This is a genomic window from Amycolatopsis azurea DSM 43854, assembly GCF_001995215.1.
Taxonomy (GTDB): domain Bacteria; phylum Actinomycetota; class Actinomycetes; order Mycobacteriales; family Pseudonocardiaceae; genus Amycolatopsis; species Amycolatopsis azurea.
This window is the reverse complement of record NZ_MUXN01000018.1, coordinates 75,656-93,952: the sequence shown is the minus strand read 5'-3', so window position 1 is coordinate 93,952 and position 18,297 is coordinate 75,656. Positions and strand designations below refer to the sequence as shown.

Genomic DNA, 18,297 nt, shown 5'->3' with positions numbered 1-18,297 from the left:
TTCCTAGGGTTCCACCAGTGCGCTCATACGTTGTACGCAGTGCTTCACAACACCGTACACAAGGAGTTCGGATGCGGAAGGTCCTCATTTCGGGCGCGGGAATCGCCGGTACGACGCTGGCGTACTGGCTGCGCCGACGCGGTTTCGCGCCGACGGTCGTCGAGCGGGCCCCCGCGCCCCGGGTCGGCGGGCACGCGGTCGACATCCGCGGCACGGCGCTCGGCGTCGTCGACCGGATGGGCGTGCTCGGGCGGCTTCGGGAGCTGCGGACGGACATGCGCGGGATGTCGTTCGTGAACGGCGCGGGCAAGACGCTGGTGAAGGTCACCGACCACACGCTGACCGGCGGCCTGACCGACAGCGGCGACGTCGAGATCCTGCGGGACGACCTCACGGAGACGCTGGCGTCGGTCGCCCAGGACGGCGTCGAGTACGTCTACGGGGACTGGATCACCGGGATCGCGCAGCGGACCGACGGCGTCCGGGTCGCCTTCGCCCGCGGCGAAGCGCGGGACTTCGACCTCGTCGTCGGCGCGGACGGCCAGCACTCGGCCGTGCGATCGCTCGTTTTCGGGGCGGAGAAACAATTTTCGCACTACATGGACACCTATCTCGCGGTGTTCACCGTGCCGAACTTCCTCGACCTGGACCGCTGGCAGACGTTCCACATGACGCCGGGGAAGCTGGCGGGGCTGTACAGCGCTCGGAACAACACGGAGGCGCGGGCGATGCTCGGCTTCCAGTCGCCGGAACTCGACTTCGACCGGCGCGACCTCGACCAGCAACGGAAACTGATCGCCGACCGGTTCCTCGGCCAGGGCTGGGAAGTGCCGCGGCTGCTGCGGGAAATGGCGTCGAGCGAGCTGTACTTCGACTCCATGACCCAGATCCGGATGGACCGGTTCACCGAAGGACGGGTCGCCCTGGTGGGCGACGCGGGCTACGGGCCGTCGCCACTTTCGGGACAGGGCACCAGTTTGGCGCTCGTCGGGGCTTACGTGCTCGCTGGTTCACTGGCTTCTTCGCCGGACCATCGCGCCGCTTTCACTTCGTACGAAAAGGAAATGCGGCCGTTCGTACTCCGGAATCAAGCGCTGGCTTCGCTGAATCAGAAGAAACAGACCCGTTTTCGGCAGTGGAAGCAGATCCAGTCGATGCGCGTGCTGCCGTATCTGCCGTTCCGGGAACGGGTGATGAAAGCGGCCATGCGACCGCTGACCGAAGCGGCGAACGCTTTGCCCCTGAAGGACTATTGAGACCGAGTACATGATGACCCCCTTCCTTGCGCTAGACGCAAGGAAGGGGGCCATCATGTACCGCGGAAAAGCTTTAGTAGCCCTGGTATCCGCCGCCACCGGCCATGGACTTCAGGCCGGGGTGCCCTTCGAACCCGCCGTACCGCGAGAACGTGTACCGCACGCCCGCGATGATGTTGTCGACCGGGTTGTAGATGTTGTCGTGCCCGGGAAGCTTGTGCGAATTGAAAGTGGGGTCGATGCACTGCATCAGGCCCTTGGACGGCGTCCCCTTGGCCGCGTTGGAGTCCCAGTTGTTGATGGCGTTGGGGTTACCGCCGGACTCCTTTTCGATGATCGTCCAGATCTTCTGGATGTCCGCGTCGGTCACCGGGATCCCGTTGGCCTGAAGGATCTTGATGGCCTCCTGGATCCACTGCTGGACGTTGCCCGGCGGCGTCGTCGACGGCGGGCCACCACTCGGCCCGAGGCCGCCGCCCCCACCGCCACCGCCGCCGCCCCCTCCACCGCCGCCTCCGGTGTGGAGACCACCGGTGCGCTTGGGGACGGTGCCGTCCTTGCCGGGCATCGGGACCTTGGAGTAGCCGCCGCCCTCGATGTCCTTTTTCATCAACTGCTGCGACTTGCTGATAAGACCGTCGGCCTGAGTCAGCAACCCGGTCATGGTTTCAGTGGCCGAGCTGGCGGTCTTCTGGTTCGCGGTGTTCGCCGTTGCGATGATCTGTTCCGCGGTCGGGTTCGGCGGCTGAACCTTTTTGTCCGGGTCCGCCGCGTCGGTCGCCTGCTTACGAGCGGCCGCGACCTTGGGCGTCTCGGTGTCGATGCACGTTTGAATAGTGGTCTGCGCCGTCTTGGCCGCGTCGTCGATCTTGCCCTTGATGTCGCTCAGCTGAACCTGGAGTTCACCGAGGTCCTTACTGATCTCCTCGAGGTGCCCCTTGACCCGGTCACCCGCGGAGGTGATCTGCTTCACGTAATCGAAGAAGGCGTCGGCGGCGGGGCCTTTCCAGACACCGCCGTTCAACGCGTCGGTCGACGACTTCAGTGAGGCACTGTGGTCACCGGCCTGCGTCGCGGCGGCATGGAACTGATCCGCGGCCTTCTGGATGGCTTCCGGCTTGATGCCCTCGACCTGTTTGGCCTTTTCCGTGACCTGCGACCAGTTCGGTGGGAAGTCAATATCGCCCACAACGCCCCCTAGAAATCAGGCCCACCGGGGCCGGCTTTCGCGTGCTCACTGCTTGCCGTGCTCGTGCAGCTTCAGGTTGTCCACATGCACGGCTTCGGTCTCCTGGATCAGGCCCGCGGCCTTCCGCAACACGAAGGCCGTGGCCTCCATCAGCTTTCCGGCGGAATCGAACTCGTTGTGGACGCCGTCCTTGAAAGAGCCCACGGCGCCATGGACGTCGCCTGAGCCGCCCATCGTGCCGAACGGACTTTCCCTCTCGTCATCGACGCCGGTGACCTGCTTCTTGGACTTGTCGAACTCGTCCTTGAGCCGCTCCACCTGACCGGCGGCGATCCCCATCGACTCCGGGTCGTAAACAGGCACGGTTCGTCATCCCCTTCACCGCAACACGGAAAACTCTGCGTCCGCCCGATCAGACGCGCGGCCGATCAGGACGGTTCCCGCGCATACTGTAAGACCTCGACAGCGGGCCGTGTGCGCATCCACGCCAACTTCCACCCCGCCGATAAGCATGCGACCACCCGGACACGCTTTGTAGCATGCCACCGGGGAGGTAAGACTTCGTGAAACCGCTGAATCCGGGTGAACCCCGGCAAGTCGGGCGTTATCGCCTTGTCGCTTCGTTGGGCGAGGGTGGCATGGGCCGAGTCCTGCTAGGGGTGTCGCAAGACGGCCGCCTCGTCGCGCTGAAGCAGGTCCACCCGGGATTTGCGCATGACGAGGGTTTCCGTTCGCGATTCCGCCGTGAGGTCCAAACGTCGCGAATGGTGTCGGGCGCCTATACGGCGGCCGTGATGGACGCCGATGCCGATGCGGCGACACCCTGGCTGGCATCCGTCTTCGTCCCCGGGCCTTCACTGAAGGAGGCTGTGGACGCCACTGGTCCCTTGCCGCTGGACTCGCTGCGATTCCTCGCTGTCGGCCTCGCGTCCGCGCTCATGGAGATCCACCGGGCCGGGCTGATCCACCGTGACCTGAAACCGAGCAACGTCATCCTCACCGACGACGGTCCGCGGGTGATCGACTTCGGGATCGCGCGTGCGGCCGAGGGCGAAACGGACATCACGCACACCGGGTCGATCATCGGCTCGCCCGGGTTCATGTCGCCTGAGCAGGCAAACGGGTACCCGATCACCCCGGCGAGTGACGTCTTCTCTCTCGGCGCCCTGCTGGTGATGGCCGCGACCGGACGAAGCCCGTTCGCGGGGAGTTCCACACCGCAGACCCTCTACAACGTCGTGCACAGCCATCCCGACCTGCGGATGGTGCACCCGGACGTGCGACGGCTCGCCGAGCCCTGCTTGGCCAAGGATCCGGCGGCACGGCCGACACCCGCGCAGATCCTGGACTTCTTGGGGCCGGTCACACCGAGCGCGACACCCTGGCCTCCAGCGGTACACGCCTCGATCGCCCGGCAGAAGGCCGAGGTCAACACGGCGCTTTCTCTTCCGACCGACCTGTCGCGACCTCGGAAACGCCGGGCTCCGCTGCTGATCGCGGGAGCGGTGACAGCGGTCGTCGCGATCGCTGTGGCGACCGGTCTCATCGTGGCCGATCGGGATGACGGCGCAGCGAAAGCTCAACCGACTCCGGAATCGGCCGGGCAGCCACCTGCCCCGGCACCGTTCAGTCCCGAACAGATCGGGCGAATCGACACCTGCAAACTGCTGAAGAACAACTCGCTACCCAACAGCGGGCCGGTAAAGGAGCCAAGACCCGGTACCAGATTCACCTATTGTGCTCACTCGATCGGCGAAACCGCGGACAAGTCCAAGAGCGGCGGGATCGAAATAGACCTCACCGCAAATCTGTCCCTCTACAAAGGTGAACAACTAAAGCTGTTCGGAGCCGATGTCGTCAAGTACATCCACGAGAAAAGCTGCAAGTTGATCGCCGCGAACAAATCGACGCCCGGGTTCGGAATCGCGACCACGGCTTCTCGAAACTCCGGGGACAGGTGCGAGACCCCGCTCGAAGCACTCGGTGTCGTCCTTGACCAAATTCGTTCCGGCTCAGCCCCACTCCGCCCGGCCTCGCCAGGTTCCGCCTTGGCTATCGACTTTTGCAAGACAGTGCCAAACGCAGACGCCGCGTCGCTTGCCCGAGAACCTCTCGAAATTCTCGTCACCAACTTCCAAGAGTGCAGCTGGTTTGGCAGAAAGAACAGCTTCTACATCAGACTGAACCGGGGTGTGGGAGAGGACTACAGCGCGAGCGGCCAGAAGCCGATCGAGATCGCGGGCAAGCCCGCCTATGAAGCCTCTCGCAACGGCCCCAAAGTAATGGACGACTGCACGATCACCTGGACCCATCGCAAGATCGACGAGTTCGCCACCGAAGAACTCGAAGCACGCGTCGTGCCACAGGAGGAGGTCGCCGATCCCGTCCCGATGTGCCGCACAGCCAAGGAGTTCGCCGAACTCGTGGCCGCCAAGCTTCCCAAGCCCTGAGTCAGAAGTCGGCGACTTCCCGGATCCGCGTCGCCAGCAGCTGGTTGTCCGCCGGGGTGATGGTCGCCCAGTCCCGCCCGTCACGGTTCCGCGCGACCTGGAACAGGTACCGCCCCGCGTCCGTGTCGTAGAAGGCGACGACGCTGCCCGCGCGCCGGGGGCGGCCGTCGCGGCCCGCGCGTTCGACACCGAACTGGCCGCGTGCCTCCTGGCCGAGCAGCATGCCCGCCACCTCCTGGGCCTGCCACAGGGGCACGTCCAGGTCTTCCAGTGCGGTGACCATCGCTTTCGCGTCACCGCGGGCGGAGGCGTCGGCCTGGACGAGGAGGTCGTGCGGGATGCTGATCGACTGGCCGACGCCGGGACCGAGGTCGCCCGCGACCGAGACGGCGGCTTCGGCGAGGGAGCCTTCGCGGGCCGGGATCAGCCACACCTGACCCTCGTCGATCACGCCGAGCAGCGCCTGGTTGCCGACGCTGACCGCCTGGCCCTTGATCTCGCGGTCGGTCCACACCCAGACGTCGATCGCGAACCGGGGGGTCGCGAACAGGTTCAGCATGTCGACCAGCTCGCCCGACGCCTGGTGTCCCCGCGCGAGACCTCGCGCGCGCAGGGATTCCCAGGCCTCTTCGATCAGTGCCGCCCGCTCCGTATGGGTCGTTCCGGGGCTCGGCACGTCGAGTGCGACATGGCGGCGGGGCAGCCGTTCGGCTTCCCAGAGCATTTCGAACTCGAGTGCGGACAGCACCAGGCTGCCGTTGTCGTTCGGCACAGGTTCAGCGCGCTTCCCGGTTGCCATGGTCACCGATCACGTCGGGCGACACCATGCGCTCGTCGGTGAACAGGTCCTTGTCGTCGACGCCGTAACGCCTGATGTGCTCCGCGTCCTCGTCGACGTCCTGGGTCGCCGCGCGCTCCATGAACTTCGACTCGGGCTTCGGCTGCTTCGCGCCGATCTTCTCCGAGCGCCGCATGGCCTCCTCTTCGGGAAGCTCGCCGATCGGCAGCTGACGGGTCGGCTTGACGGCGCCGCCTTCCTGGCGGGGACGACGGTCGCGTTCCTTGTCGCCGCTCAGCGCACCGCCCGCGACACCGGCGCCGAGCGCGGCGGCGCCGGCACCCAGATCGCCCGCGGCCGGACCGGTGACCTTCGGAATGGCGGGGAAGCCGCGGCCGGACTCGTTGCCGGGCGCCATCGGCGCCTGCGGTCCGGCGCCGACCGAGCGGCCCTTGCCGAGCCCCTGGTCGCCGCCACCGGTACCGCCGCCGACGCCGCCGAACACGCCGGGGCCCGAGGTGGAGCCGGGGCCCTTGCCCAGGGCGCTTTCGGCACCGGGGCCGGGACCGAACGACTTGCCGAAGGGCTGCGCCGAAGTGGTGCTGCTCGGCGGCAGGCTCCCGGTGGACTGGCCCGGCGGGATGTTCGTGGAACCGGCGGGCAGGTTCGGCGCGCCCGGCGGGACGAACGGCGGGGAGGCGGGCGAACCCGTGACCGGGTACGACGGCCTGCCCGTCTCGGGCTGCGGGGTGGGCCGGTTCGGCGTCACCCAGCCGCTGCCCGGCGCCGGCGTGGGCCGCGAGGTGCCGGACGGCGTGGTCGGCGCGGCGGCCGCGGGAACCGTGGCGCCACCTTGAGACGGCGCCGACGCACCGGTCTTCCGGGCGACCCCGCCGCCCATGGCGACGCCGTAGGCCGGAGTCGGCGCGTCGTAGGACGGCGCCTTCGGGTTGCCTGCGGTCTGTACGGGCGGCGGCACGTACTTCGACTCGACGGCGGCCGACGCGGGCCGCACGCTGCCGTCCGGGGTCAGGTCGGTGGCCGTGCCCGCGAGATTCAGCGGGCCGGGACCACCGCCCGCTGAAGCGGCGGTCGTGTTCTGGGTCAGGTTCATCGCCTGCGGATCGGCCAGCGTGTCGGTCGTCAGCAGGTTCTCACCGCTCGTCTTGGCGTAGTCGTTCAACGCCTCCTGCGCCTGCGCCCGCGCGTTGTTCGCGGCGCTGACGCTCTTGGCGTGGTCGGTCTCGAACCCGATGAGGCTCAGCACGACGTCGCCGATGGTCAGCCCGCCCGCGCCCTTCCGGACCGTTTCGGGATCCGGGAGCTTGTGCAGCGTCCGGTTGAAGGCCTCGCCCTGGGCGAAGATCATCTCCGCGGAGTGCGAGACCTTCGAGTTCGCGTCCTGGGAGAAGCCTGCCTGCTCGGTGAACACCTGGCCGGCGGCGCCACCCGCCTCGCTCTGCCATTCCACGCCGAGCTTGCCCAGCTCGTCACGCAGCGTCTTGTCGGTGTCGGCGAGCGCGCCCGCGACGGACTTCAGCGCCTCGACGGCGATGCCGATGCTGCCGGTACCGTCGCCGCTGCGGAAACGCTCGATCTCGGTCGCGATCCCGGTGTCGGTGTAGCCGTCGAACCGAAGATCGCGGAGCCTGCCCGCGAGGTCGGAAACGTTCACGGCGCCCTCCCTAGTTGCGTGCTTTCAAGGTCTGCAAAGCCGAATCGGCCGCCCGCGCGGACATCTCGCACAGCTGCGGCATGGTGAACCCGCCGGCGGTGACGGTGACGGCCCGCACCGCCAGCGTCTGCCCTTTCGCGACACCGACGAGCGTTTCGCAATCACTCGGTTTCCCGGCGTCGCGGTAGTTCGTGATGGCGGGGAACCCGCCGACCGCCTTCGGTTCCGTCGTCATGCTGTTCTTGCGGCGTTTGCCCGTGAACCACTCTTCGACGTCCGCGGTGACCGCGCGGACGTAGTAGGTGTGGAACGGTTCCGCGGCGTCCGCGTCGAAGACACAGGTCGGGCCGTCGATCGGTTCCGCGGCCGCGCGCGGCTTGCTGTTGATCTTGAGCTGGTCGAGTTGCGGCCCGGTGAGCAAGGCGCACGGATCGGCCCCTTGCAGGTTCAGCTCCGACGGCCTGGCGGGCAGCGCGGACGCCTTGGCACCCTGCGTGGCCGAAGCCAGCGCCGGTTCGTCGGGGAAAGCCTGTCCACCCGTGTCCGTGGCGCATCCGGCCAGCACGAGGGTGAGCACCCCGCCGGAGACCAGCACACGAGGCCTACGCCCGGTGTACACCACGGTCCCCGAACGCGGCGGCCTTGTCCGCATCACTGGTCTTGTACTCCTTGGCCGCCGTGCGGAGCTGGTTGACCAGTCCCCGCAGACCGGCCACGTACGCCTTGACCTGCGCGGCGTACGACTGGTCGCCGTCGGCCACGAGCTCGTTCCAGACGCTGGTCGAGTGCACGCTCACGGTGTCTTTGGCCGGAGTGTCGATACGCAGCTGGTCGAGCCGCGTCAAAAGCTTGTCCTGGAGCGCGTCGACCTGCTCTTCGACGATCTTCGCCACTTCGAGCAGTTTCGACGGATCCACTCTGATGTCGGCCACCGACGGCGGCGTCGGGACCGCCGACGTGAGGTCCTGGACCTTGCCCGATGCTGCCATTCCCCACCCCTTGCGCGCTCGAACCGCCCCGTCGAGGCTACCAACGCCGATGTATCGGGCGCCTAAGCTTCACAGGAAATACCGGGTTAGACGCACCCGGAACCCGAACGGTTCCGTCGGAGATTCACGAAACCCGGATTCAGGAGACCGGGGTGGCGATCTCTCCCTTGGCGGCGAGCAGGGCGATGTCGGTGCGGTGGTGCGAGCCGGCCAGGTGGACCTTCTCGACCGTCGCGTAGGCGTCCTTGCGGGCGGCCTTCAGGTTCTTGCCGGTGCCGACGACCGACAGCACGCGGCCGCCGGAGGAGACCACGGCGCCGTCGTCACGGCGGCGGGTGCCCGCGTGGAGCACGCCTTCGAGCTCGCCACCGGTGATGACGTCGCCGGTCCTCGGCTTACCGGGGTAGCCGTCCGCGGCCAGCACGACGGTGACCGCCGCGCCGGAATCCCAGTCCAGCGGCGGCAGGTCGGCGAGCTTGCCGGTCGCCGTCGCGTGCAGGACCTTGCCGAGCGGGCTGCGCAGCAGTGCCAGGACGACCTGGGTCTCCGGGTCGCCGAAGCGGCAGTTGAACTCGATGACCTGCGGGCCTTCGGAAGTCAGCGCGAGCCCGGCGTAGAGCAGGCCGGAGAAGGTGGCGCCGCGCTTGTCGAGTTCGTCGACCACGGGCTGGACGATCCGCTCGACGACGTCGTCGACCAGGTCCTTCGGCGCCCACGGCAACGGCGCGTACGCCCCCATGCCGCCGGTGTTCGGGCCCGCGTCGCCGTCGCCGACGCGCTTGAAGTCCTGCGCGGGCAGCAGCGGGACGACCGTGCGGCCGTCGACGAAGCAGAACAGAGAGGCCTCGGGGCCGTCGAGGAAGGACTCCAGGAGCACCGGGTGCCCGCCGTCGAGCAGCATCAGGGCGTGCTTGCGCGCGACGTCGACGTCCGTGGTGACCACGACGCCCTTGCCCGCGGCGAGACCGTCGTCCTTGACCACCCAGGTGGGACCGAAGCGGCCGAGCGCGGCGTCGAGGCGCGCCGGGTTGTCGACGACCTCACAGTGCGCTGTCGGCACCTTCGCGGCCGCCATGACGTCCTTCGCGAACGCCTTCGAGCCCTCGATCCGGGCCGCGGACGCGGACGGGCCGAAGCAGGCGATGCCCGCCTTCCGGACCGCGTCGGCGACGCCTGCCACCAGCGGGACCTCGGGACCGACCACGACCAGGTCCGCCTGCCACTGCTTGGCGAGGGCGGAGACCGATTCGGGGTCGGCCGCGTCCACGCCGAGCTGCTCGGCCACCGAAGAGGTGCCGGCGTTACCCGGGGCACAGGCCAGTGCGGTGACGGAAGGGTCTTCCGCGACCGCGAGGACGAGTGCATGCTCACGGGCGCCGGACCCGATTACCAGTACGCGCACGAAGCACAGGGTAACCGGGCCGGTGAGCCACGAAGACGTCGCCGTCCTCGAGCGGGTGGTTCCATCCGGCGTTCACCCGGCGGTCAGCGCTCCGCCGGTCCGACTTCGCCGTCCGGACGCCTCCTGCGTCAAGGGTGGCGCGGTACCCCGAGTTCAACCGAAAGAGGTTACCCACCATGCGAAAGCGCCTGGGCGTGCTCGCCCTGTCCGGACTCGCCGTACTCAGCGTGACAGGGTTGGCGGGCGCCACCGAGCCGGGTGCCCGAGATGTGTCGGCGCTGGCGAAGGGCCACGATGGGCCGGTGATCGTCGGACACCGCGGCGCCCCCGGCTACCGCCCGGAGCACACGCTCGCCTCGTATGAGCTCGCCTACCGCCAGGGCGTCGACTGGGTCGACGTCGACCTGGTGCCCACCAAGGACGGCCAGCTGGTCGCTCGCCACGAGAACGAGATCGGTGGGACCACCGACGTCGCGAAGCACCCCGAGTTCGCGAACCGGAAGACGACGAAGGTCATCGACGGCACGTCGTTCACCGGCTGGTTCACCGAGGACTTCACGCTCGCCGAGCTGAAGACCCTCCGCGCGACCGAGCGGATCCCGCAGCTGCGGCCGAACAACAAGGTCTACGACGGCCGCTACCAGATCGCCACCTACCAGGAGGTGCTCGACCTGACGCGCCGCCTCGGCCGCGAACTGCGTCGCGAGCTGGGGACCTACCCGGAGGTCAAGCACTCGACCTACTTCTCCTCGATCAAGAACCCGACCGAGCCGAAGCTGGTCGAGCTGCTCAAGCGCAACGGGCTCAACCACCCGAAGGCGCCGGTGATCATCCAGTCGTTCGAGGTGTCGAACCTGATCGAGCTCTCGCGCCAGGTGCGAGTGCCGCTGCTCCAGCTGACCTCGGCGACCGGCGCTCCGGCCGACTTCGTCGCGAAGGGCGACCCGCGCACGTACGCGGACCTCGTCACGCCCGTGGGCCTGAAGGAGATCTCGAAGTACGCGGACTACCTCGGCCCGGAGAAGGCGCAGGTCATCCCGGTGGTGAACGGCGCACTGGGCAAGCCGACCGCGCTCGTGGCCGACGCGCACAAGGCCGGACTGAAGGTCGGGCCGTACACGTTCCGCAACGAGAACAACTTCCTCCCGCAGAACCTGCGCTCGTCGGCGAACCTCGCCGAGTACGGCGACGCGTTCGCCGAGCAGGAGGCTTTCCTGAAGGCGGGTGTCGACGGGTACTTCTCGGACCAGCCGGACACCGCACTGGAAGCCGTGAAGGCGTTCCGCGGACGCTGACCCGCTCGACCGCACCACGAACGGTCCGTTCCTCGCGAGTTTCGCGGGAACGGGCCGTTCTTGTGCATCCAGCGGGCGCGGTTCTTGACAAGACCTTGACATCCGCAGGTGGGCGGGCCTAATTTCGGCGGATCTCAATGGTCTGTCCGCATACCTTTTAAGTGGGTGCCCGATGGATGTCTCAGACAAGCAGGCCGAACCCGCCGACGAAGACAGTGCCCGGCTCCACCAGCTCGGCTACGCGCAGGAACTCCGGCGCACGATGTCGACCTTCTCCAACTTCGCCGTCTCGTTCACGATCATCTCGATCCTCTCCGGCTGCCTGACCCTCTACGGGTTCGGCATGAAGACCGGCGGGCCCGCCGCGATGATCTGGGGCTGGCCGCTGGTCGGCCTGTTCGTCATCCTGGTCGGGCTGGGCATGGCCGAGGTCTGCTCCAGCTATCCGACCGCGGGCGGCCTCTACTACTGGGCCGCGAAGCTCGCCCCGCGCAACGGCGCGGCGTGGGCGTGGTTCACCGGCTGGTTCAACCTCATCGGGCAGATCGCCGTCACCGCGGGGATCGACTTCGGCGCGGCGCTGTTCCTCAACGCCTTCCTCGACCTGCAGTTCGGCTTCGAGGCCACACCGGGCAACACGATCCTGCTGCTGGCGATCATCCTGGTGATCCACGGCCTGCTGAACACCTTCGGCGTGCGGATCGTGGCGATCCTGAACACCGTCAGCGTGTGGTGGCACCTGGTGGGCGTACTGGTCATCGTCGGGGTGCTGGTGGTCGTCCCCGCCAAGCACCAGGACGCGTCCTTCGTCTTCGGCGAGTTCGTGAACAACACCGGCTGGGCGTCACCGGTCTATGTCTTCTTACTGGGCTTGCTGCTCGCGCAGTACACGCTGACCGGCTACGACGCCTCTGCCCACATGACCGAGGAGACCAAGAACGCGGCGAAGGCCGGACCGCGCGGCATCATCAACTCGATCCTCGTCTCCCTGGTCGCCGGATGGATCCTGCTGATCGGTCTCACCTTCGCCATCCAGGACTACGAAGGCGCCGCGGGTTCCGAGACCGGGGTGCCGCCCGCGCAGATCTTCATCGACGCGACCGGCGAGCAGACCGGCAAGTTCCTTCTGCTGATCTGCATCGGCGCGCAGTTGTTCTGCGGGATGGCTTCGGTTACCGCGAACTCACGGATGATCTACGCCTTCGCCCGGGACGGCGCGATCCCGGGTTCGGGGTTCTGGCACCGCATCAACAAGCGCACCCAGACACCGACCAACGCGGTGTGGCTGGCCGCGGGCGGCGCGCTCCTGCTCGCCCTGCCGTACCTGTGGAGCGCGACCGCCTACGCGGCGGTGACCTCGATCGCGGTCGTCGGCCTTTACGTGGCTTACGTGATCCCGGTGTTCCTGCGGGTACGCAAGGGCGACGACTTCGAACCCGGACCGTGGAACCTCGGCAAGTGGGGCAAGCCGATCGGCATCGTCGCGACCGTGTGGGTGTGCTTCATCTTCGTGCTGTTCATGCTCCCGCAGGGATCGCCGGTCACCATCGACAGTTTCAACTACACGCCGATCGCCTTCCTCGTCGTACTCGGCGGGGCGGCGGTGTGGTGGTTCGCCTCGGCGCGCAAGTGGTTCACGGGTCCGAAGGTGCAGGGCTCCGAGGCAGAACTCGCCGCCGTGGAAAAGGAACTCAAGGAACTGGGGTAGCGGCCTCCTCCCGGGCGCGGCCGGCGCGGACTCCGGTCACGGCGACCGCGCCCACCGCCCCGACCCCGGCGAACGCGTAGAAACCCCACGGGTACGCGATCCCGGCGCTCAGCAGCGCGCCGCCGAGGATCGGCCCGCAGATCGCGCCGACCCGGCCGACACCCGCCGCCCAGCCGATTCCGGTGGCGCGCATCGCGTCCGGGTACGTCTTGCCGATGTAGGCGTACACGAGTACCTGCGCGCTGAACACGAACCCGCCGGTGAGGAACACCGCCACGTACAGCCCGACCGCGGGCAGTTTCACGCTCAGCAGGGCCAGGAAGAGCGCCGCCCCGATGAACCAGAAGATCGCCGCCGGCCGTACGCCGGCCCTGTCCGCCACCCGGCCCGCGACGAGCAGGCCGACGACGCCGCCGAGGTTCAGCGTGAGCAGCAGCCCGAGCGCCGCGCCCAGCGGGTATCCGGCCTGCCGCATGATCTCCGGCAGCCAGGTGTTGAGGCCGTAGACCAGCAGCAGGCCCATGAACGACGTCACCCAGAACGCGATGGTGGCGCGCAGGAGCCCGCCGCGGAACAGCCCGCCGACGACGTCCGTCGCCGACTTCGCCTGCGTCTCCCGCGCCCGCTCGAAGGACTCGGATTCGGGCAGGTACTTGATCATCAGCGGCACCAGGACCAGCGCGGGCAGCGCGCCCGCGACGAACATCGCGCGCCAGCCGAGCGGCTGGATCAGCCAGATGCCGAGCAGGGCGGTGAGCACCGCGCCGACGTGGTAGCCGGTCATCACCGTGGTGGTCGCGCTGCCGCCCTTTCCCTTGCGGGCGTACTCGGTGACCAGCGCGATCGCCGTCGGGAGACAGCCGCCGAGGCCCAGCCCGGCCAGGAAGCGCAGCAGGCCGAAGACGAACGCCGACGGCGAGAGGGCGCAGAGCGCGGTGAACGCCGAGAAGGCGGTGACCGCGATGATCAGCGCCTTCCGGCGGCCGATGAGGTCGGTGATCGTGCCGATCGTCAACGCGCCGATCGTCATGCCGATCAGGCCGAACGTCGAGATCACCGACGCCGTGCCGGGTGTCAGGCCCCAGACGTGGTCACGGAGCAGCGCGGGCAGCACGGTGCCCAGGACGACCAGGTCGAATCCGTCGAGCAGCACCGCCGTCCAGGCGAGCGGGACCACCCACGAACGAGCCGTGGCAGGGGACATGGAGACCTCCAGCTGTGTTCGCTATGCGCACGAGTATGCACAATCCGAACGCTGTGAGCAAGGCCACTGGACCCCTGAAAAGAGCTGAAGGGGACTTTCCCCGCATGTCGTGCGGTGAAAGTCCCCTTCAGCTCATCTTGTTCGGTGATGGCCTCCTCAGCCCCTGACGAGGTCTCCCAGGACATGCCAGGTGCGGAGCCGCTCTTCGCTGTTCCGGATGCCGCTCTGGGTCGCGACGACCTCGGTCGCCCCGGCGTCGAAGTACCGCCGGATCTCTGCGGCGACGGTCTCCTCGTCCCCGGCGATCACCAGCTCACCGGCGGAATCCACGCCCTGGGCGTCGAAGACCGCGCGATAGGAGGGGATGTCGCGGAAGAAGGCGTACTGCCTGTCGACCGTCGCGCGGACGGCGTCGGGGTCGTCGGTCACGACGACCGGGACCATCGCGATGATCCGCGGTGCCGGACGGCCCGCGGCGGCCTTGGTGATCTCCGGGACGATCAGCTCGGAAAGGGCTTTCGGCCCGGCGAGGAACGGGATCGTGCCGTCGGCGAGTTCGCCGGTGACGCGCAGCGCCTGCCGCCCCATCGCGGCGATGATCAGCGGGATGTCCGAACCGCCCGCGACGGTGAGCGAAGCCGCGAAACCCTTGGCGTGCGCCCTGACCGTTTCGCCGTGGAAGTCGACCTCGCCGCCGCCGAGTACCTCGCGGAGGATCGTCAGGTACTCGCGAAGGTGCTTGATCGGCGACGGGTATTCGATGCCGTACGCCGGTTCGAGCCAGTTCTTGGCGCCGGTTCCGAGGCCGAGGACGAACCGGCCGCCGGTCGCGGCTTGCGCGGTCTGCGCGAGGCCGGTGACCAGCAACGGATGCCGGGGGTAGACCGGGACGACGCTGGTCCCGACGGTGATCCCCGGGACCGCGCGGCCGGCGAGGGCGGCGACGGTGATCGCGTCGTGCTCCATCTGCTGGGAGAACCAGGCCGAGGTCAGGCCCGCGTCGGCGGCCTGCCGAGTCTGCGTGATGAGTTCGTCGACGATGTTGACGGCGTTCGCGGTGTCGCCGGACGGGAGTGCCACTCCGATGGTCATGTTCAACGCTAACCACGCTGTCGACGCGATATTTCGGCGTTCACCAGCTGGGAACGTCGTGAGTGGCAAGTGTCGTTCTAACGTCACTTACCACTCACGACCACCCGGACCCAGCGCGCTCCGGCGGCGCCGCGTGTTGCGAAAGCCACTTTCGCAACCTTGAAGGTTGCGGAAGTGGCTTTCGCAACGCTTCCGGCGAGGTCGCCGGCAAGCGTCAGACGAACTCGTGCCGCACGATCGTCTGCTCCCGGCCCGGACCGACGCCGATCGCCGAGATCCGCGCGCCCGAAAGCTCTTCGAGCCGCTCGACGTACGCCCGCGCGTTCGCCGGCAGCTCTTCGAAGGTGCGGCAGCCCGAGATGTCCTCGAACCAGCCCGGCAGCTCTTCGTAGATCGGCAGCGCGTGGTGCACGTCGGTCTGCGTCATCGGCATGTCGTAGGTGCGGGACCCGTCGACCTCGTAGCCGACGCACACCGGCACCTTCTCCAGCCCGGACAGCACGTCCAGCTTGGTGAGGAAGTAGTCGGTGATGCCGTTGACCCGCACCGCGTAGCGCGCGATGACCGCGTCGAACCAGCCGGTGCGCCGCGAGCGGCCGGTGGTGACGCCGAACTCGCCGCCCTGCTTGCGCAGGTACTCGCCGGACTCGTCGTCCAGCTCGGTCGGGAACGGGCCCGAGCCGACGCGGGTGGTGTAGGCCTTGAGGATGCCCAGCACGGTGGTGATCTTGCCGGGGCCGATGCCCGAACCCGCGCTCGCGCCGCCGGACGTCGGGTTCGACGACGTCACGAACGGGTAGGTGCCGTGGTCGACGTCGAGCAGCGTGCCCTGCGAGCCTTCGAGCAGCACGGTCTCGCCGCGTTCGAGGGCCTGGTTGAGCTGCAGCCGCGTGTCGGCGATGCGGTGCGCGAACTTCTCGCCCGCGGCCAGCACCTCGTCGGCGACCTGGTCGGCGTCGAGGGCCTTGCGGTTGTAGACCTTGACCAGCACCTGGTTCTTGAACTCCAGGGCCGACTCGACCTTCTGCCGGAAGATCTTCTCGTCGAGCAGGTCCTGCACGCGGACGCCGACGCGGGCGATCTTGTCCTGGTAGCAGGGGCCGATGCCGCGGCCGGTGGTGCCGATCTTGCGGCTGCCGAGGTAACGCTCGGTGACCTTATCGATAGCCACGTGGTACGGCATGATCAGATGCGCGTCGGCGGAGATCAGCAGTTTGCTGGTGTCGACGTCGCGTTCTTCCAGCCCGGCGAGTTCGTCGAGCAGCACGCCCGGGTCGATGACGACACCGTTGCCGATGACGTTGGTGACGCCCGGCGTGAGGATCCCGGACGGGATGAGGTGGAGGGCGAAGTTCTGCCCGTCGGGAAGGACTACGGTGTGGCCCGCGTTGTTACCGCCTTGGTAACGCACGATCCACTGGACGCGGTCGCCGAGCAGGTCGGTGGCCTTGCCCTTGCCCTCGTCCCCCCACTGGGCCCCGATCAGCACGATGGCCGGCATGTGACACTCCAGGTGTTCGGCGACTGATGGTTTTGGCGCTGGTAAATGCCGGTGCATGAGCGTAACGGAGGGCCTTCGGGTGCGCGGAATAGTGGTGGTCTGTCCTGCGGGCGAGCCCACACTCCCGGAGATCGACGACGTCGAGATGGTGCGCGTCCCGAGCCGTCCCGGCAAGGCGGATATCGACCCCTTGCTGGGGGAACACGATCACCTGGTGGTCGCGGGCACCGACGCCGATCTCGCCGCCGTCGCGCTCCGGCTGTTACGAAAAGAACAGCTCCCCGGCGTGTCGCTCGGCTTCGTGCCGTCCTCGCCGGACTCCGACGTCGCCCGCATCTGGAGCCTGCCGACCCAGCCGTTGCGGGCGCTGGCGCTCGCGTTGCGCGGCGAGGTCGACCCGGTACCGCTGATCCGTGACGACACCGGCGGCGTGCTCGTAGGCCGGGGCGCGATCGGCATGATCCGCGGGGTCGCCTACTGCGACGAGCACACCGTCCTGCGCGGGCCCGCGCGCTCGATCGAGGTCGAACCGGACGCGAGCGGGCCGGGCCTGATGGTCCGCGTGACCAAGGGGACGCTCTTCAAACGGCCGACGACGCAGTACGCGCGGGCGTTCCAGCTCGGCTGCATCCCGACCCGCCCGAGCAGCGACGGCGTCGCCCATCCGCGCGCGATGAGCCGCTGGACCTGGTACCGGCACACCGAGGACCTCCGGCTGGTCCGCGGCCTCGTCTAGGCCGTTCGGCCCAGAACCTTCAGCTGGACTTTCCGAAACTTTTTCGGCCGCGTACACCGCGTCCTACCTGCTCGTGACACCCTCCGTTCACGAAGAGCCAGCAGAGTGTCATCCGATGGTGTTGCGTGGGTCATATCGGTGTCGCATGGTGACCAGGTCCCCAAACCTGACACGGAGGCAGCAATATGCCAACTGCGCTTGCTGTTCGTCGCTCCTTCACCGTTCTCGCCGTCTCGGCGATCGTCTCGGCAGGCGTCGTCGGCGTCGCCGAAGCGACACCCCCGGGCATCCCGTCGACCGCGACCGCCAAGACCCAGCTGGCCGGGCTGACCGTCAAGGCGGACGGTTCGTCGAGCGGGTACAGCCGCGACAAGTTCCCGCACTGGGCCGACCAGGGCAACAGCTGCAACACCCGTGAGGTCGTGCTGAAGCGGGACGGCACGAACGTCCAGCAGGACAGCAGTTGCGCCGCCGTCTCCGGCAAATGGTTCAGCCCGTACGACGACGCCACCTGGACCGCCGCGTCCGATTTGGACATCGACCACGTCGTCCCGCTGGCCGCCGCGTGGCGCACCGGCGCGTCTTCGTGGACCACCGCGCAGCGGCAGGCGTTCGCGAACGATCTCAGCGCGCCGCAGCTGATCGCCGTCACCGACAACGTCAACCAGGAGAAGGGCGACAAGTCGCCGGACGCCTGGAAGCCGCCGTCCACCGGTTACTGGTGCACCTACGCGAAGATGTGGACCACGGTGAAGTACAAGTACAAGCTCACCATCAAGTCGGCGGAGAAGACCGCACTGACGGACATGCTCAACCGCTGCTGACCACAGCAGTACATGAAGGCCCCCTTCCTTGCGCCTAGGTAAATGAAGGGGGCCTTCACGTACTTTCGGGGCTGTCAAGCGGAATCATGGGACGTTTCGCGGGGTGGGAGTGGCGCTCAGCATGTGGGCCGCCCTCAAGGTCGTGATTAGCGTGAATCGGGTCGGCGCAAGCAGCAGTGCTGTTCCCAACAAGCGCCC

The 18,297-nt window shown here is 67.9% G+C and carries 16 protein-coding genes; 6 read left to right on the top strand and 10 right to left on the bottom strand.

Annotated features, from left to right (window positions below; translation table 11 throughout):
* The first annotated feature begins 71 nt into the window (after window positions 1-71).
* Window positions 72-1,256 (top strand): FAD-dependent monooxygenase, encoded by a 1,185-nt coding sequence (locus B0293_RS24375; RefSeq protein WP_005152517.1) that lies wholly within the window; start codon window positions 72-74, stop codon window positions 1,254-1,256.
* Window positions 1,257-1,329: 73 nt separating this feature from the next.
* Here B0293_RS24375 and B0293_RS24370 read toward each other — a convergent pair whose 3' ends face one another.
* On the bottom strand, window positions 1,330-2,445 hold the full coding sequence (locus B0293_RS24370) for a transglycosylase SLT domain-containing protein (RefSeq protein WP_005152511.1): 1,116 nt from the start codon (window positions 2,443-2,445) through the stop codon (window positions 1,330-1,332).
* A 45-nt stretch (window positions 2,446-2,490) separates the two neighbouring features.
* The gene (locus B0293_RS24365; RefSeq protein WP_005152509.1) at window positions 2,491-2,808 is read right to left on the bottom strand and encodes a hypothetical protein; all 318 of its coding nucleotides are present in this window, start codon (window positions 2,806-2,808) and stop codon (window positions 2,491-2,493) included.
* Window positions 2,809-3,008: 200 nt separating this feature from the next.
* Here B0293_RS24365 and B0293_RS24360 point away from each other — a divergent pair, with 200 nt between their 5' ends.
* A complete protein-coding gene (locus B0293_RS24360; protein WP_039915944.1) occupies window positions 3,009-4,895 on the top strand; it encodes a serine/threonine-protein kinase in 1,887 nt (628 codons plus the stop codon).
* Window position 4,896: 1 nt separating this feature from the next.
* Here B0293_RS24360 and B0293_RS24355 read toward each other — a convergent pair whose 3' ends face one another.
* From B0293_RS24355 to purD, 5 genes are all read right to left on the bottom strand, one after another.
* Window positions 4,897-5,667, bottom strand: a complete 771-nt coding sequence (locus B0293_RS24355; RefSeq protein ID WP_005152496.1) for an ESX secretion-associated protein EspG — start codon at window positions 5,665-5,667, stop codon at window positions 4,897-4,899.
* 4 nt (window positions 5,668-5,671) lie between these two features.
* Window positions 5,672-7,348: a PPE domain-containing protein gene (locus tag B0293_RS24350; protein WP_005152494.1), complete on the bottom strand. Its 1,677-nt coding sequence runs from the start codon at window positions 7,346-7,348 to the stop codon at window positions 5,672-5,674.
* Between the two features lie 10 nt (window positions 7,349-7,358).
* Entirely contained in the window at window positions 7,359-8,000 is a 642-nt protein-coding gene (locus B0293_RS24345) for a DUF3558 domain-containing protein (protein ID WP_245191859.1), read from the bottom strand.
* On the bottom strand, window positions 7,951-8,337 hold the full coding sequence (locus B0293_RS24340) for a type VII secretion target (RefSeq protein WP_005152490.1): 387 nt from the start codon (window positions 8,335-8,337) through the stop codon (window positions 7,951-7,953). The genes B0293_RS24345 and B0293_RS24340 overlap by 50 nt, the downstream gene beginning before the upstream one ends.
* A gap of 139 nt (window positions 8,338-8,476) precedes the next feature.
* Entirely contained in the window at window positions 8,477-9,739 is a 1,263-nt protein-coding gene (purD, locus tag B0293_RS24335) for a phosphoribosylamine--glycine ligase (protein ID WP_039915940.1), read from the bottom strand.
* A gap of 176 nt (window positions 9,740-9,915) precedes the next feature.
* On the opposite strand from purD, the gene B0293_RS24330 reads away from it, so the two are divergent.
* Both B0293_RS24330 and B0293_RS24325 read left to right on the top strand, forming a co-directional pair.
* Window positions 9,916-11,034 (top strand): glycerophosphodiester phosphodiesterase, encoded by a 1,119-nt coding sequence (locus B0293_RS24330; protein ID WP_039915938.1) that lies wholly within the window; start codon window positions 9,916-9,918, stop codon window positions 11,032-11,034.
* Window positions 11,035-11,206: 172 nt separating this feature from the next.
* Window positions 11,207-12,742, top strand: a complete 1,536-nt coding sequence (locus tag B0293_RS24325) for an amino acid permease (RefSeq protein WP_005152483.1) — start codon at window positions 11,207-11,209, stop codon at window positions 12,740-12,742.
* Here the strand turns inward: B0293_RS24325 and B0293_RS24320 are convergent.
* From B0293_RS24320 to B0293_RS24310, 3 genes are all read right to left on the bottom strand, one after another.
* Complete coding sequence (locus B0293_RS24320; RefSeq protein WP_005152481.1) at window positions 12,726-13,946, bottom strand: MFS transporter; 1,221 nt, start codon at window positions 13,944-13,946, stop codon at window positions 12,726-12,728. The two genes, B0293_RS24325 and B0293_RS24320, sit on opposite strands and share 17 nt — an antisense overlap.
* A gap of 156 nt (window positions 13,947-14,102) precedes the next feature.
* Complete coding sequence (locus B0293_RS24315) at window positions 14,103-15,038, bottom strand: LLM class F420-dependent oxidoreductase (RefSeq protein WP_039915936.1); 936 nt, start codon at window positions 15,036-15,038, stop codon at window positions 14,103-14,105.
* A gap of 214 nt (window positions 15,039-15,252) precedes the next feature.
* Window positions 15,253-16,539, bottom strand: a complete 1,287-nt coding sequence (locus tag B0293_RS24310) for an adenylosuccinate synthase (protein ID WP_005152479.1) — start codon at window positions 16,537-16,539, stop codon at window positions 15,253-15,255.
* 55 nt (window positions 16,540-16,594) lie between these two features.
* Here B0293_RS24310 and B0293_RS24305 point away from each other — a divergent pair, with 55 nt between their 5' ends.
* Window positions 16,595-17,275, top strand: a complete 681-nt coding sequence (locus B0293_RS24305) for a hypothetical protein (protein ID WP_407640106.1) — start codon at window positions 16,595-16,597, stop codon at window positions 17,273-17,275.
* A gap of 185 nt (window positions 17,276-17,460) precedes the next feature.
* The gene (locus B0293_RS24300) at window positions 17,461-18,099 is read left to right on the top strand and encodes an HNH endonuclease family protein (protein ID WP_005152477.1); all 639 of its coding nucleotides are present in this window, start codon (window positions 17,461-17,463) and stop codon (window positions 18,097-18,099) included.
* Window positions 18,100-18,297: the final 198 nt, after the last annotated feature.

Coding starts and splice junctions, on each gene's coding strand:
- B0293_RS24310 (WP_005152479.1), bottom strand. CDS start 16,539: ATGCCGGCCATCGTGCTGATCGGGGCCCAGTGGGGGGACGAGGGCAAG.
- B0293_RS24340 (WP_005152490.1), bottom strand. CDS start 8,337: ATGGCAGCATCGGGCAAGGTCCAGGACCTCACGTCGGCGGTCCCGACG.
- B0293_RS24315 (WP_039915936.1), bottom strand. CDS start 15,038: ATGACCATCGGAGTGGCACTCCCGTCCGGCGACACCGCGAACGCCGTC.
- B0293_RS24300 (WP_005152477.1), top strand. CDS start 17,461: ATGCCAACTGCGCTTGCTGTTCGTCGCTCCTTCACCGTTCTCGCCGTC.
- B0293_RS24345 (WP_245191859.1), bottom strand. CDS start 8,000: ATGCGGACAAGGCCGCCGCGTTCGGGGACCGTGGTGTACACCGGGCGT.
- B0293_RS24375 (WP_005152517.1), top strand. CDS start 72: ATGCGGAAGGTCCTCATTTCGGGCGCGGGAATCGCCGGTACGACGCTG.
- B0293_RS24305 (WP_407640106.1), top strand. CDS start 16,595: ATGAGCGTAACGGAGGGCCTTCGGGTGCGCGGAATAGTGGTGGTCTGT.
- B0293_RS24330 (WP_039915938.1), top strand. CDS start 9,916: ATGCGAAAGCGCCTGGGCGTGCTCGCCCTGTCCGGACTCGCCGTACTC.
- B0293_RS24325 (WP_005152483.1), top strand. CDS start 11,207: ATGGATGTCTCAGACAAGCAGGCCGAACCCGCCGACGAAGACAGTGCC.
- B0293_RS24320 (WP_005152481.1), bottom strand. CDS start 13,946: ATGTCCCCTGCCACGGCTCGTTCGTGGGTGGTCCCGCTCGCCTGGACG.